The organism is Ohessyouella blattaphilus (assembly GCF_024721265.1).
Classification (GTDB): Bacteria; Bacillota; Clostridia; order Lachnospirales; family Lachnospiraceae; genus Aequitasia; species Aequitasia blattaphilus_A.
On the sequence record NZ_JAMXOC010000001.1, the window covers coordinates 439,915 to 454,703 of the forward strand.

At 44.1% G+C, this 14,789-nt stretch carries 14 protein-coding genes and 7 tRNA genes; 2 read left to right on the forward strand and 19 right to left on the reverse strand.

The window, feature by feature from the left end:
- Positions 1-55 precede the first annotated feature (55 nt).
- The 7 genes from chvE to NHH16_RS01890 all read right to left on the reverse strand — a co-directional run bounded on the left by chvE (position 56) and on the right by NHH16_RS01890 (position 7,908).
- Positions 56-1,165 carry a multiple monosaccharide ABC transporter substrate-binding protein gene (gene chvE, locus NHH16_RS01860; protein ID WP_262067896.1) on the reverse strand — a complete coding sequence of 370 codons (1,110 nt, stop codon included), beginning with the start codon at positions 1,163-1,165 and terminating at the stop codon, positions 56-58.
- 155 nt (positions 1,166-1,320) lie between these two features.
- A complete protein-coding gene (locus NHH16_RS01865; protein ID WP_262067897.1) occupies positions 1,321-2,388 on the reverse strand; it encodes a sugar ABC transporter substrate-binding protein in 1,068 nt (355 codons plus the stop codon).
- 3 nt (positions 2,389-2,391) lie between these two features.
- The gene (locus tag NHH16_RS01870; RefSeq protein ID WP_262067898.1) at positions 2,392-3,987 is read right to left on the reverse strand and encodes a response regulator transcription factor; all 1,596 of its coding nucleotides are present in this window, start codon (positions 3,985-3,987) and stop codon (positions 2,392-2,394) included.
- On the reverse strand, positions 3,965-5,461 hold the full coding sequence (locus tag NHH16_RS15610) for a sensor histidine kinase (RefSeq protein WP_262067899.1): 1,497 nt from the start codon (positions 5,459-5,461) through the stop codon (positions 3,965-3,967). The genes NHH16_RS01870 and NHH16_RS15610 overlap by 23 nt, the downstream gene beginning before the upstream one ends.
- The gene (locus NHH16_RS01880; RefSeq protein WP_262067900.1) at positions 5,451-6,464 is read right to left on the reverse strand and encodes a sugar ABC transporter substrate-binding protein; all 1,014 of its coding nucleotides are present in this window, start codon (positions 6,462-6,464) and stop codon (positions 5,451-5,453) included. The genes NHH16_RS15610 and NHH16_RS01880 overlap by 11 nt, the downstream gene beginning before the upstream one ends.
- 2 nt (positions 6,465-6,466) lie before the next feature.
- Entirely contained in the window at positions 6,467-7,303 is an 837-nt protein-coding gene (locus tag NHH16_RS01885; protein WP_262067952.1) for a DUF2238 domain-containing protein, read from the reverse strand.
- Positions 7,304-7,335: 32 nt separating this feature from the next.
- Positions 7,336-7,908, reverse strand: coding sequence for a DNA-3-methyladenine glycosylase I (locus tag NHH16_RS01890; RefSeq protein WP_262067901.1), 573 nt, complete (start codon positions 7,906-7,908; stop codon positions 7,336-7,338).
- Positions 7,909-8,051: 143 nt separating this feature from the next.
- Here NHH16_RS01890 and NHH16_RS01895 point away from each other — a divergent pair, with 143 nt between their 5' ends.
- Positions 8,052-8,435 carry a hypothetical protein gene (locus NHH16_RS01895; protein WP_262067902.1) on the forward strand — a complete coding sequence of 128 codons (384 nt, stop codon included), beginning with the start codon at positions 8,052-8,054 and terminating at the stop codon, positions 8,433-8,435.
- Here the strand turns inward: NHH16_RS01895 and NHH16_RS01900 are convergent.
- Entirely contained in the window at positions 8,379-9,257 is an 879-nt protein-coding gene (locus tag NHH16_RS01900; protein WP_262067903.1) for a helix-turn-helix transcriptional regulator, read from the reverse strand. The genes NHH16_RS01895 and NHH16_RS01900 overlap by 57 nt on opposite strands.
- Before the next feature lie 438 nt (positions 9,258-9,695).
- Here NHH16_RS01900 and bioB point away from each other — a divergent pair, with 438 nt between their 5' ends.
- Positions 9,696-10,685, forward strand: coding sequence for a biotin synthase BioB (gene bioB, locus NHH16_RS01905; RefSeq protein ID WP_262067904.1), 990 nt, complete (start codon positions 9,696-9,698; stop codon positions 10,683-10,685).
- A 21-nt stretch (positions 10,686-10,706) separates the two neighbouring features.
- Here bioB and NHH16_RS01910 read toward each other — a convergent pair.
- The 11 genes from NHH16_RS01910 to NHH16_RS01960 form a co-directional block, all read right to left on the reverse strand.
- Positions 10,707-10,788, reverse strand: a tRNA-Leu gene (locus NHH16_RS01910).
- 24 nt (positions 10,789-10,812) lie between these two features.
- A tRNA-Lys gene (locus NHH16_RS01915) sits at positions 10,813-10,885 on the reverse strand.
- 44 nt (positions 10,886-10,929) lie between these two features.
- Positions 10,930-11,001 (reverse strand) — tRNA-Gln (locus NHH16_RS01920).
- Positions 11,002-11,035: 34 nt separating this feature from the next.
- Positions 11,036-11,109: transfer RNA gene (locus tag NHH16_RS01925), tRNA-His, on the reverse strand.
- A gap of 132 nt (positions 11,110-11,241) precedes the next feature.
- Positions 11,242-11,315, reverse strand: a tRNA-Arg gene (locus NHH16_RS01930).
- A 43-nt stretch (positions 11,316-11,358) separates the two neighbouring features.
- Positions 11,359-11,429, reverse strand: a tRNA-Gly gene (locus tag NHH16_RS01935).
- A 7-nt stretch (positions 11,430-11,436) separates the two neighbouring features.
- A tRNA-Pro gene (locus NHH16_RS01940) sits at positions 11,437-11,511 on the reverse strand.
- A 90-nt stretch (positions 11,512-11,601) separates the two neighbouring features.
- Entirely contained in the window at positions 11,602-12,081 is a 480-nt protein-coding gene (locus NHH16_RS01945; RefSeq protein WP_262067905.1) for a metallophosphoesterase family protein, read from the reverse strand.
- Positions 12,078-12,689, reverse strand: a complete 612-nt coding sequence (gene rdgB, locus NHH16_RS01950) for an RdgB/HAM1 family non-canonical purine NTP pyrophosphatase (protein ID WP_262067906.1) — start codon at positions 12,687-12,689, stop codon at positions 12,078-12,080. Before rdgB ends, NHH16_RS01945 begins: the two co-directional genes overlap by 4 nt.
- A 2-nt stretch (positions 12,690-12,691) precedes the next feature.
- Positions 12,692-13,840, reverse strand: coding sequence for a THUMP domain-containing class I SAM-dependent RNA methyltransferase (locus NHH16_RS01955; protein ID WP_262067907.1), 1,149 nt, complete (start codon positions 13,838-13,840; stop codon positions 12,692-12,694).
- Positions 13,841-14,299: 459 nt separating this feature from the next.
- The gene (locus NHH16_RS01960; protein WP_262067908.1) at positions 14,300-14,776 is read right to left on the reverse strand and encodes a DUF1700 domain-containing protein; all 477 of its coding nucleotides are present in this window, start codon (positions 14,774-14,776) and stop codon (positions 14,300-14,302) included.
- Between the last annotated feature and the right edge of the window lie 13 nt (positions 14,777-14,789).

Below are 14,789 nucleotides of genomic sequence, written 5' to 3' on the forward strand. Positions count from 1 at the left end.
TGCCTTCTAGAAAATACAGGCGGGAAGTAACCCGCCTGTAAATAAATTTCTTTACCTATTTAAGCTCGTCCTCTGCATAGTAACCAGAATCGATTAACATCTCTTTGTAGTTATCAATGGTTACTACTGTTGGATCGCAAAGATAAGTAGGAATAATGCCGGTTCCATTGTCGTAAGACTCATTATCGTTTGTTTCTGCAGTGTCACCGCTCATAATAGCGTCAACCATTTTTACAGTTTGTTCTGCCAATTTACGAGTATCTTTAAATACTGACATGGATTGCTTTTCGGCGATCATGTTTTTAACGTTTGGAAGATCACAGTCTTGTCCAGTGATAAGTGGCCATTCGCCTGTGTAGTTAGCTTCTAAAGAGTTCTCTACACCGAGAGCCGTTGAGTCATTTGAACAAAGAACAACATCTAATTTCTTATCTGCATAGTTAGAGCTTAGGATAGCATCCATTCTTGATTGTGCTTTTTCTGTTGACCAGTCAGCAGTTGCGCACTCTTCCTTTTTAACTTGGCCTGATTGAACCACTAGTTTGCCGTCATCGATGTATGGCTGAAGAACGTCCATAGCACCACCAAAGAAGAAGTTTACGTTGTTATCTCCCGGGTCACCAGTGAAGATTTCCATGTTGAAAGGTCCATCAGCATTGTCAAGATCTAAAGCTTCAACGATGTATTCGCCTTGTTTTTGACCTACTAAGTAGTTGTCAAAAGTCGCATAGTAAGCGATTGCTGAAGAGTTCATAATCAGACGGTCATAAGAGATAACCGGAATATTTTGCTCTTCTGCTGTGGCTAGTGGTGTTCCAAGAGAGTCACCATCGATAGAGGCGATAACGAGGAGCTCACAGCCACCAGAAATCATGTTTTCAATTTGAGATACTTGAGTTGCCACGTCGTTACTTGCGTATTGAAGGTCTACTTCATAGCCAGCAGCTTCTAGTTGTTTCTTCATGTTTTCGCCGTCTTGATTCCAGCGTTGAAGATCCTTTGTCGGCATCGCTACACCAACTTTACCCGTTCCTGCTTCGGTCTTCTTGTCCTCTGTCTTGTCCTTGTCAGCGCCACCGCTACCGGTGCTACTACATGCTGCTAGGGAAAACATCATTACTGCTGCCATTCCCACTACCAATAACTTTTTCAATCTGTTCTTCATTTTTTTCCTCCGTTCGTTAATGTAGTTTTTGTTTGAGTAAAATATAACAACTTTTGAATAGGACATGTTTGCCATCGTCTGAAAATATTCATGGTGTTTTTTTCCATAAAAAAAGATCTAGCACTTTTTTGTACTAGACCTTTTTTAAAAATATGCTACTGGTTCGCTGTCATATTCAGATAAACCTCTTCTTTAACATGAAAGCCGGAATCGATAATAACGCTATCCATATTTTCTTTCGTCACGCTTATCGGCAACAAACCGCGGTACATAACTGTACTGCCGTTTTCAATCGTCTTATTATTGGCAATCTCGCCAATCATGCCAATATCCTCGCCCTTTACTAGCTTGACCGCACACTCGGCTGCCATCTTGGCTAACTCGTCAATCGGCTTAAAGACCGTCATCGACTGAGTCCCCTCGACGATTCGCTGGCACGCCTCAAGGTCAGCATCTTGACCAACGACGATGACCTTCCCCGCCATTTGCCGTTCGCTAAGAGCCCGAAAAGCATAGCCGGCTAGCCCGTCGTTGCCGCACATCACCGCATCGATATTAGCATCGCTATCAGAAACCGTATCAAAGGCTTCATTTACCGCCTTAAAGCCGTTCTCAGGAGTCCACGACTGGACGTTGCTCTTATAGATAATCTGCCATTTGTCATCCTTTAATTCCCGCTCAAAGCCATTGGCCACATCCAGGCTATTACTATCTTCTTTCGGACCGCAGATCATCACCACGTTGCCCCCATCTGGCAAGCATTCTCTTATATTCGCCGCCATCTTTTGACCAACAATCTCGTTATCGACGGTTACGTAAAGATCGGTCTTGGCATTTTGAATCAACCGGTCATAAGAGATCACCTTAATATCCGCGTTTCGCGCTTCTCTCACCACATCGGAGAGCTGGTAACAGTTTACCGCCACAATCACAATGGCATCCATCTTCTCCTCGATAAAGCGCTTAATCTGTTCTCGCTGTTTATCCACGTCGCCGTTGGCGTTTTGCACATCTACGCTAGCCCCTAGCTTCTCGGCGGTGGAGACGAAGACGTCTCGGTCTCTAATCCAACGCTCTAAAACAAAGGTGTCGAAGGTGATGCCGATACGCACCTCTGCTTCTTTCTCGTCTTTTGTAAGCTGACTCTCCTTTTCGCTACTGGCACAGCCACTCAAGGTGCCCAGCATACAGATTACTAAAAGTGCTGCCACTTTTCTCTTCATACACTAAATTCCCTCCCGGTATTCTGTGGGCGTCTTTCCCGTCCAGCGTTTAAAAATCCGGCTAAAGTAATTAGGGTCACTGTAGCCTGATTCGGCGCATATTTCCTTGATACTCTTCTCGCTTCCCGATAAAGCGGCTTTTGCATAGTCCATTCGCAGTCCCGTTACGTAATCGATATAATTTACTTTTTCGATTTCCTTAAACAGCTTACTTAAATAGTAAGGACTGATACCGATTTCCCCCGCTAAGGTCTCTAGAGATAAATCGCCAGTAAAATGATCGTTGATATAAGTCTTCGCCCTTTCGACCACATTCCCCGTCCGTTCTTGTCGGCTCATGGCGATATGCTCAGCCGCTTCTGTCATCTTCCTAACAAACCACACTTCCACCTCTTCAAAAGAAACTAGCCCTAGCAAAGTATCCATATAGTCCTCCCGGGCATTAAAGCGGTAGACAATACCGCCTTGCATATAGACTAAGCGCTCAGCCCAGAGAATAAATTCGATAACCTTAAGACGGACCGAGTTATCGAGCCCTGTAGAGCGGGACTGCATCCAGTAGATAAATTCTTCGCTGTACTTCTTTGTCTCCTCGGCGTTGCCGCGTTCAATTCCATCGAAGAGCTTTTTCTCCAAATCAATGGGATAATCCTCTTCATAGACACAGCTTACCGGCATATCCTTGGCGTGGGTCACCTTACCGATGCCCCCGGAAACTGTACTGCTGGCTTCTCGGTAGGATTCTAGCATCTGCGACCAAGGCACCACCGAACCGATCCCCGCCTTAAATTTTAGGTTGGTTTGCTGCTCTAGCTTTCTCAGGAGGGCCCGCACCCCTTCAATCTTCTGAATCCGCGTCTGGTAATCCTCCCGCTCCTCAAGACAGGGAATAATCATTACGATCTTATTGGACATGACCTCGCCGACAATCCCTGGTAGCGCCTCTTTAAGCGTCTCCCTGACCTTTTGAAACTGATTGCCAAGAGCAATCCCCGCACCGACGAGATTCGTTAACTTGCCCTTACGAAGCTCATCACCAGCGGTCAAAAGGAGGACATAGCCGTAATCCTCTTTAATATCTAAGAGCTCCCGGTAACCGATGCCGTCCCCTGAGTCATTGGTGTTATCTAAAAGAATGCTATATACTAACCCACTTTCTACTAGGGGGATTACTGCTTCCATCTTTTCTTTGATTAATAGGTCTGATTTGACCTTCTGCTTCTTGGTCTTCACCTTCTGAGCCGCTTTTCGCAACACCTCACAGAGCACATCTTTGTTAATCGGCTTCGTTAAATAGGAAAATACCCCCACATCGATAGAGGCTTGGCTATATTCAAATTTATCATAAGCGGTAAGCACGATAAACAAGACATTTTTGTTCTCCAGGCGAATCTCTGCCATCGCTTCAATGCCATTAATCCCTGGCATCTGAATATCCATCATAATGATATCCGGGCGAAAAGACTCGGCCAGTTCAATAGCGATTCGCCCGTTTTTCGCAACTTCCGTAACAAACTCGTCTTTAAAGTTCTTTTGGATAATAAATTGTAGGGATTCTCTAACAATACCCTCATCATCACAGATCAATATTTTCGTCATTTATCTTTGCCCTCTTCTCTGTCGGAATGATAATCGTTACTTCCGTCCCTTGTTCAAGGGGTGTTATGACAAACACCTCTTCTTTATTGTAATAGCTGCGCAACCGGCTGATGACATTATCAAGACCGACGCCTGCCGAATCCTTTTGCTCGCCGCTGTTCTCGTAAGCACCAGCCATAATCTGAGCAGCTATGTCTTTATCTACCCCGCAGCCATTATCTCTAACACTAATACGAAGTTCCTCTCGGTCACTGTAAACAGATAGTAATAAGTCGCCTCCCTCACCGCCTCGCAGACCGTGATTCACGGCATTCTCCACAATGGGTTGCAAAATCATCCCTGGCATCACCGTGTCTAGGTAACGCTCATCTACCTGCTTTTGATATTTGATTTCCCCTGAAAAACGCACATTTAAAATATAGATATAGCTATCGATTAGCTGCAGTTCTTCTCTTAAAGTGGAATCGTGTCCCAGCTTACGTACGTTGTAACGGAAAAAATCAGCCATGTTTTCAATAAACATACAAGCCTTTTCTGCCCCCTCCATCATCGCCAGCTGGGCGCCTGCGTTTAGACTATTAAACAGAAAATGAGGGTTGATCTGAGCCTGCAAGTATTTAAGCTGAGCTTCCTTTAAGTCTGACTTCATCGTCAACTCATTTTCTTTTAGCCGACTCTCCCGCTCCATATTGGCCCTAGTCTCCTCAATATGAGAGCGGATACTCTCGATCATCTTATTACAGGCTTTGGCTACAGCCGTAATCTCATCCCCTGTCTCGACGATAGGAAAATCCACCTCAATATTACCGGCAGCGATCTCCCGGGCGGCATCCGCTAGCTTAACCAGAGGCTTCGTAATGCTTCTAGTCATCGAGATAACCCAAACGGTGGAAAGCGCCATCACGACACAAAGGGCCACGATACTAGAAATCATAATCACCTTAAGACTTTCTCTTAACACCGAATAATTATGAGCGTTCTCTAAGAAACTTGTGGTGTTCATACTATCAATTCCCGCCTGCAGATAGTCGTATAGCTTATCACTCTTTTCATAGGCGTCTTTATATTTACTAACGTCTCGCCCCCGCTTAGCGTTAATCGCCTCGTTCGCATACTCTAGATACGTCTGGGACAGGAAGTAGATATTCTTTTCCATCAGCAAGTAGTTGTCGCTTACCACCTTCTGGTTTAAATCTCTCATCTTAATCCGGTAATCCTGCTCGTATGTATAGTAGCTCTCTAGCACATCGGAGCTCTGAGTACTTAAATATTCGTAGAGCTGATCCTGAATCGACTGGAGGTTCTCCGATAAATCGTTCAACTGAATATTGCTGCTATAGACGTTATCCACCTGAGAAATCGTATTATTTAGGTTGTAGTAGATGAAAGCGTTAATCAGAAAAACCACGATTAGAACCACCAAGAACACCTGAGTTAATTTTTTCCAAATGGAATTTGCTTTGTTATTTTTCACCTTGTTCCTCTTGCTCCTTAAGATAGTCAGTGACATTTTCTCTCGTAATCAGCTTACTCTCTACACTCATGTACTCACTGGTATATTCTTTCGTCAAATAGTCGGACATCCCTTGAATCGCTTTATTCCCCATCTCCTGGGCACTGACCACAATCGTCGACTGGATAATCCCTTTCTCGACACCCTCGAGAATCCTAGGAGTATCATAACTGCCGACAATCTTTACCTTGCCTACTAGGTTATAGTCCACCACGCACTGATATGCACTAATGGTATCCACTGCGCTTAAACACACCAGCACGTCGGGTCTCGTATCGCCATCTCGTAACAGCTGACGAATCTTTTCTTCTGATTCAAACTCTCCCGTTTCCCCGGCCATCAAGGAATTTAACTGGAACTTTTCCCCGCTTGCTTCAATCGCTTTATTAATCCCCGAAAAGATAACATCCGGTCCCGTATTGCCACCATCTGCGGCTAGTAGTACCGTCACTTTTCCGGTAGCGCTACCTTTGAGAGCGGCCACTTGATTTCCGTACATCTCACCAAGCGCATAATCATTTACACTAACAAAGCTCTGTCGCTTACTCCCCGTTGCATCGCTACTTACAGTAATAACGGTGATATCCTTAGCCGTTGCCTCATCGATAAGCGCCACCATCTCGGGACTGTTGTTTGCTTCGATAATAATCCCGTCCACTTCTGCGGCAATCGCCATCTCTAGCAGTTCTTCCCGAGAATATTTCTCACCCATTCTCGCGCCAAAATCTTCGACGTAAATATCCTGATTACGCCCTGCTTCTTTAGCATACTGATAGACGGATTGCCAAAAGACATCCCGCCGATCATTCACTAGCATCGCCACGTGATAAGTATACGTTTCTTCTTTGCTCCCGCTTGTATCCGTTTTCTTCACCAGTCTATCTTGAGCGATATAGGACCCGACCAAAACTCCCACAATGAGAATGACGGCTGCTACCAAAATATAGAATCTTTTCATCTGCATGATTAGCGTTCCTTCTTACTTTCTTCTTCGTCCATCTCGTTTATCGCCTGCATTAAGAAATCTTCTTCCTCTTTCTTATGGACAGGAATAAATTTTTTAGCCAAACTCTTCTTGTTTCTATATTTCACATAAAAATACCCTAAGATACTAAAGATAACGGCGCCAACAAAATTAACCAGTAAATCCATCATCGTGTCCCGAAGGCCAACATCTAGATAACCACCGATTCCTAGGTCTTGCCCATTAACCGCCGTAGAAGTGATATCCTTAATAGTTACCACCACATTTTGCCTAGTCGGGTCTAAATAAACCGTACGCAGCTCGTGGATTAATGTATCCTTTTGCATATCTAGACCAAAGAAGCTATCCATGCCCCACTCGAAGAACTCCCAGAGCACCCCGATCGTCATGGAAAAGCAAAACGCCACTATCGCCAAAAAAGAAGGTGCCAGATGAAAACTCACCTTTTTCTGTCGATTCAAGAGATCCGCCAAGGCAAAACCAATAGCCGCCATTAAGAACCCGTTAATCGTATGAAGAATTGTGTCCCAAAAGGGAAACTGAATATAAAAAGCACTTATCTCCCCGAGAATCTCCGCCGCAAAGATAAAAAGTAAAATCGTGATTTCAAACGCCGTGGGAATTTCGATTTTAAGATTCACCTGGATAAAGCTAGGGACAATTAACAGCAATAGCGTTAGCAAACACAGGAACACATTCTCATAGTTACGGTTAAAAATCTGTAAAATCATGGTCAGCAAGACCAGTGCCCGCAATACAATATAGACGATAAAAGACGAGCGATGCTGTCGTCTTTCTCTGCGCATCGCCGTAATCATCACCTGAATCTTTTGTTTCAAACTTCTATTCTTCAACTTCTACTCCCTTTACAAAAGCAATTCGCCGTATGATCATCCACCATGCCGATAGACTGCATATAGGCATATATAATGGTCGAGCCGACAAATTTAAACCCGCGTTTCTTTAAGTCCTTGCTAATCTGATCGGATAGTTCCGTTTTTGCCGGTACTTCCTGGATATCCTTCCAGTGATTTTGAATTGGCGTCCCTTTTACATAGGACCAAATATAACTATCAAAGCTACCAAACTCCTCTTGTATCTCGCGAAAAGCCTTCGCATTGGTAATAACCGCTTGAATCTTCAGGCGGTTGCGGACAATACCCGCATCCTGCAAGAGCTCGTTTATTTTTTTCTCATCGTATTTTAATATTTTATCTATCTCAAAGTTGTCGAAAGCTTTGCGGTAGTTCTCCCTTTTCCGAAGAATCGTAATCCAGCTAAGACCAGCCTGAGCCCCTTCTAGGCAAAGCATTTCGAATAAACGCCGCTCATCATGAAGGGGTACGCCCCACTCTTCATCGTGATAGCGACAATATAATTCGTCTTCGCCAGCCCACGCACATCGCTCTTTTTTCTCATTCATTATCTGATATCCTCCATCTCTACCTCTGCAAGTTAATCACCAGTATAAACCATCCCCTCATTCAAGGCAACTACTGCTCATATGGCACCAGCAACAAGAACATGATATACTTATACGTATCACAAATGCAAGGAGTACACCTTATGACGACCAACAATATGCCTCGTGAACAACCGGTAATTTACATCTCTTATAACAAAGAAGAAACCGAATTACTGCTTCACACTTTAGAATATAACGGAATCACAGCCGTGTACCAGCCAATCGGCAAAGGGGTCATGCCCGAGATGTTTAAAGATAGCCTCTCCAAAGGTGAGCAAATCTCTGTCCCAGCAGATCAAGAGGAACAGGCCAAGGCCCTCATCGAAGCACTCGGACTCCATAAAGAAGATACCTCTCCCCCGATAACCTATAAGAAATCCACCATGTGGTTAGCTAGGATCGGAATTGGACTAATTGTTGTGATAATCCTATTTCGCTTTTACTGCCTTCATTTCAATATAGCCTCGCTCACCGCGCGGTTCTAACTGAATCTGCGGATTGTCTCCATCCCACTGGAATCCTAGGAGAGAAGGGTCGTATTTGTTAATTGCATTCTCGACGGCCACAATCGCTTCCCCATAATCTTCTTCTCTAAACGGCTCTCCCTGAAACATCAAGTAGTCCGCTGCTGGCAATGTAATAACATCAAAACCTTCCGGCACCGGTCCGTCATACGTAACCGGCTCTTCTACTCCCTGAACGTAAACAGAAGTATCAGCACTGCGATACGCCTCTGGTAACCACAAGCAGACTGGTTCGCCACTTATGGAATCCATACTCGTCAAGAGCCCCCACACATCACATCCAACCTCTTCACAATAACCAAAATACTCTGTCGCCTTGACTCCCCGTTTAATAATCACCTTACGTTCGGGTTTGTGAATCAACTGAATGAAAACATTTTGTACATTTGTCATATCGATTACTTCCTTTCTGAGTTCTTTGAATTTTACTCCGTAGGTGACGAAGAGTTGAATCGGAACTGGGTGATTAGCATATTCAGCAGGGTTACACCCAAATTCCCGGTAAAATGCTCTTTGATAACCATCAACACTACCAAAGCCCATATCATACGCCACATCGATAATCTTACACTCCTCTTCCTTCAGCCGCCGTGCGGATTTTGACAGCCGAACCTTGCGGATGTACTCTGCAGGTGTTAAACCCGTGTACTGTTTGAAGAGCCGATACGAGTACCAGGGAGAAAACAACGACACCTTAGCTAAGTCCGTCAAAGAAATCTCCTGGGTACAATTATCTTCGATATAATCTTGCATGTGTTGAACAGCTAATATCTGCTCCTTCATCTTATCACCACCTTACAATGTAAGTTTACTTCTTTCTCAAAAAGGACTCTCGACTTTTTTTGCTATATGCTCAGACGAATGTAAAACGGTATATATACGAAAAAAGTCCTAACCCTTGTTAAACAAGAAATTAAGACTTCATCGTGATACCGACAATATAATTCGTCTTCACCAGCCCACCCACATCGCTCTTTTTTCTCACTCATTATCTGATATCCTCCATCTCTACCTCTGCAAGTTAATCACCAGTATAAACCATCCCCCCCATTCAAGGCAACTACGGCTCATATAGCACCAGCATCAAGGCAGCCTTTTCGTCTCCTAACACGCTTTTAGTGCAGATTGTTAACCTTTTATATTATAAGTTGACATTTTTGTCACGCAAGAATATAATAGCTAAGCATCAACTTAAAAATAACGAAAGGTAGACTGCATATTATGTCAATATTAGAAAATGTCCTAGCCGGACAAACACTCACCGTAGCAGAAGCAAATGTTCTAATGGATTCCCAAGCGACACCACTTTCTCCACTTATCCAAACAGCCAATACAATTACACGTCAACATTTTGGTACGCAAATAGATACCTGTGCCATCTATCCTGCAAAGGTTGGTCGCTGTTCTGGCAACTGCGCTTTTTGCGCCCAGTCTACATATCACGACAGCAATGTTAGGCCAGTCGCAGTAAATGACTTAAGCGTTGAGGAAATTATCGATAATGCTAAGAGTTTGCGGCATATGGGTGTCAATCGCTACAGCTTAGTGACTAGCGGCGAGCACTTGACGGATACCGAGTTTGCCAGGATTTTACACATCCTCCAAAGATTAAACGAAGAAACAAGCATGGCACTTTGCGCTTCTCTCGGCAGCCTAACACCTGAAAGAGCAAGTAGTTTAAAGAATGTCGGTGTCTCCCGTTACCATCACAACATTGAAACTAGTGCTTCATATTTCCCCAACATCTGCACTACCCACACGTATGACGAAAAGCTAGAGACTATTCATATTGCCAGGGAAGCCGGTTTGGACGTCTGTTGCGGTGGCATTATCGCCATGGGCGAGTCCCCAGAACAGCTGGTAGAAATGGCTTTTGCGCTAAAAGAGCTGGATATTGATAGTATCCCAATTAACATCCTTAACCCGCTTCCCGGAACACGCTTAGAAAAGCAGGCACCTCTTTCTGTCGAAGAGATCCTTCGAACCATCGCCGTTTTCCGTCTTATTCTGCCAGACAGAAACTTGCGCTTTGCCGGCGGACGGGAACGAGCCTTAAAGGAAGACGAGTATTTGGGATATACCGCCGGGATAAATGCCATGATTGTAGGCAATTACCTAACCACTCCTGGGAAAACCTTTGAGCAAGAAAAAAATAATTTGGCAAGGATAGGATTATCATTTGAATATGAAAAAAGTCCTAACCCCTTGTAAAACAAGAAATTAAGACTTTTATGCGGATGACAGGAATCGAACCTGCACGTCGTGAAACACTAGATCCTAAGTCTAGCGCGTCTGCCAGTTCCGCCACATCCGCGTATTAAATTAAGCCAAAAGGCTATGAGCGTGCGGAGGTTCGAACTCCGGACAACTTGATTAAAAGTCAAGTGCTCTACCAACTGAGCTACACGCCCTTTTAACTATGTGTCAGTCGCTTGTATTAAGTCATCTGACTAACCTGGGCTAGTTGGATTTGAACCAACGAATGCAGGAGTCAAAGTCCTGTGCCTTACCGCTTGGCGATAGCCCAATCTTTTAATTCCGCTATCAAATTGATAGCTGAGGGTGGGTAAAGGGATTCGAACCCTCGACATCCAGAACCACAATCTGGCGCGCTAACCAACTGCACCATACCCACCATATTATTTTTAGAAGCACCTTAACTATCTCTGGCAACGAGCCTCAATACTAAGCTCGTAAAACACCTCGCTAAGTATTTCGCCATGTTACGCACGTAAGCAACTTGTAACACAGTTGCTAAGTGCTCCAACGAGCCTAGCAGGATTCGAACCTGCGACCTACGGCTTAGAAGGCCGTTGCTCTATCCAGCTGAGCTATAGACTCAAATGATAAAAACCAAGAAATATTTATTTCAGGGCTTTACAAAAGCGGGTGATGGGAATCGAACCCACGTATCTAGCTTGGAAGGCTAGTGTTCTACCATTGAACTACACCCGCATATAAATCGGGGTGACAGGATTCGAACCTGCGACCTCCTGGTCCCAAACCAGGCGCTCTAGCCAAGCTGAGCCACACCCCGTAGCTATGAAATTATTATCGCTAGCTTTAGAAGTTCTCCGTAGCGACAAAAATTATTATATATTAAGGTGACGGAGATGTCAATGATTATTTACAAGTATTTTATATCAAATTTTGGTTTTTCTTCTAAATCTGCATTCATAACGATATAACTAGGCTTTCTTCCCTCTTGTCTAGGGTAAGAGATACTGCCTGGATTAAGAATTGTGGTTGCTCCTTCTTCATGAACGGAAGGCTTGTGAGTGTGTCCGTACATAATAATATCCGCGCCTCTCCCACGGCCTTCTGCCAGCAACCGTTCTTCATCAAGACTCACAAAATAAGCGTGACCATGGGTAATAAACACATGCACACCGCAGATAAAAAACTCTTCTTCTCTAGCTAAATCGCAGAAAAAGTCATTGTTCCCACCGATGATGTGAACGGGGCAATTGGCCATTTCCTTAATCTCATCCTCGTAGCCTTCGCCGTCGCCAAGGTGAATGAGCATATCTAGAGGCGCTTCCCTCTTTATCGCTTCCTTTAGTCCATTATGCGCTTTATGAGTGTCGCTTACAATTAATACCTTCATCTACGTTCAATTACTTCCTTCATCAGTCTCAGAGCCTGACCACGATGACTAAGTTCATTTTTTAGCTCTGGTGAAATTTCGGCGCTTGTCGCCCCTTGTTCCGGTAAATAGAAAATCGGGTCGTAACCGAAGCCATTAGCCCCGGCAATCTCATAACCAATCCTGCCTTCCATCACGCCTCTGACTACCTCTTCACTCCCATCGGGAAAATAGGCTGCCACTGCGCAGACAAAGCGAGCCTGGCGCTTATTTTCAGGCACATCTGCCAAGCGTCTTAGGATTTCATTATTCTTTACTGTATAACTGGTATCTTCTCCTAAATAGCGCGCCGAATAAATCCCTGGCTCTTTATTGAGAGCGTCAATCTCTAAACCCGAATCATCAGCAAGCACTACGGCGCCGCGAAGCTCTGGACTTTGGTACGCCAGCTTACCTATCTCTCTCGCCTTAATTAGGGCATTCTCTTCAAAGGTTTTGCCATCTTCGACGACATCCCCACGAATACCCGCTTCTTTTTGTGATAGAATCTCTACTCCTAGTCCTTCGAGAATCATGCGAATCTCTACCATTTTATGTTCGTTTCCTGTTGCAAATATGATTTTGTCCATTGTCAATCTCTTCTCCTTGGTGGCTTGGGTCCTAAATACTGATAGAAATAAGTCTTAAGCATGCCATTATATAACTTTCGGTTTTTATCCGCCTTCTTCCCAAAGTACTTCTCGGCATCCTCATATGAGGTAATCATATAAAGAGACCAACTATCCAGTCGTTCGTAGCCTTTTCCTAGCTCTTTATAAAGGCCCTTGATACTTTCTTGGTCTTCAAGACGTTCGCCGTATGGCGGATTGGTAATTATAAAACCATACTTCTTTGGATGGTTTAGTTCTTTAACGTCCCGCTCTTGAAAGTGAATCAAGTGATCCACGCCGGCAATTTCGGCATTCTTACGAGCCATCTTAAGCACACTGCGATCGATGTCGTAACCTTGTATATCCGTTTCGATATCGTCTTTCACTTGGTCATTCGCTTCATTGATGGCATCGTACCATACTTTTTTCGGAAGGATATTCTCCCAAGCCTCCGCCGTAAATGAGCGATTCATTCCCGGGGCTATCTTAGCCGCCATCATTGCCGCTTCAATAAGAATAGTGCCGCTACCGCAGAAAGGATCTACAAGAATCCGATCTCCATGCCAAGGAGTTAGCATAATCAAAGCCGCCGCTAGCGTTTCTCTTATGGGAGCAATTCCCGAATCCTCTCGGTACCCTCTTTTATGAAGGGCCGCTCCCGAGGTATCGAGACCGATTGTCACCATGTCTTTGATAATAAAGACTCGTAGGGGATAATTCGCACCATCTTCCGGAAACCACTCTATATTATATGCCATTTGCATTTTGCTGACAATTGCCTTTTTCACAATCGCTTGTATATCAGAAGGCGAGAAGAGCTTGCTCTTTACTGAGGAAGCTTTTACCACCCCGAACTTACCGTTTTGAGGAACAAAATCTGCCCAAGGTAGAGCCTTCGTCTTTTCAAACAGCTCATCAAAGGTTGTGGCTTTAAACTCGCCAACCTTTAACAGAATGCGCTCTGCCGTCCTTAGGAACACATTGCCTCTGGCAATCGCTCCTTGATCCCCGCTAAACATCACGCGTCCATCTTCAACTTTGGTAATCTGATAGCCAAGATCGGTAATCTCTCTTTTAAGCACCGCTTCTAGACCAAAATGGCAAGGTGCGATAAATTCATATGTACTCATATTCTTCCTCGTTCTTCCTAATCTTTCAATTAATATTACGGTTTGCACCCCACCCTTGTCAACCTTGTCAAGCAGAATACTTTTGACAATATGCCCAAATTTTCAGCGGAAAATCTGTGCATATATCTCCGATTTGGCGTCTTGCAATTATCTTCGCTTTATACTATACTAAATTGTGTAGAGACGACAAGTTTCTACAACCCCTTATTAATTATTTATACTCCCCTCGAAAAGCTTCGGTAGCTCCCCTACCGAAGCTTTTCTCTTTGCTTTACTTTATTTAAAATAGAATTTGCGTTCCGCAAATTCTTGCGCCTTCGGCGTGTGCTGTTGCACAAAATTCCTCTCGCCGAAGTGCGCATCCGTAGCGGAGCGTATTTATGTAATAGGAAAGTTCAAAGAACTTTCCTATTACATAAATAAAGATAAGCGCAACCTAACGATTGCGCTTATCTTTTATCACCTTCGATTACTGAAAAGTCTAACAATAAAGACAATTAGAAGAATCGGTACCAGGACTGGGGCCATTGCCGAAAAGGCACCTACTACCAAACTAAAGATACCCATAACAACAGCTACTACTACCAGAATTATTAGAATCAGCTTAAGCTTTCCACTAAAGCCACTGCCACCACCGCTACTACTGCCACTAGCGCCTTGACTGCTGCTCTGATTTGTCTGGCTGCTACTATTTGAGTACGTCCCTTGACTATACGTATTGCTTTGCTTCGTCTTAATCTCTACCGAGTCGATAATGGTCTTTGAAAGCACCCAGGGATCACCTAGTTCTTCGATTACCGCCGCCTCTTCGCGACCATTACGCACTTCATCATCGATATACTGACTGTAATAATTTATATTTTCTTGAACCACTGGTCCGTTTATATCGTTTTCTAAAGCTTCTTTAAGCCTCTCAAGAAATTCACTTTTTGTCATCTTCTGCCTCCTA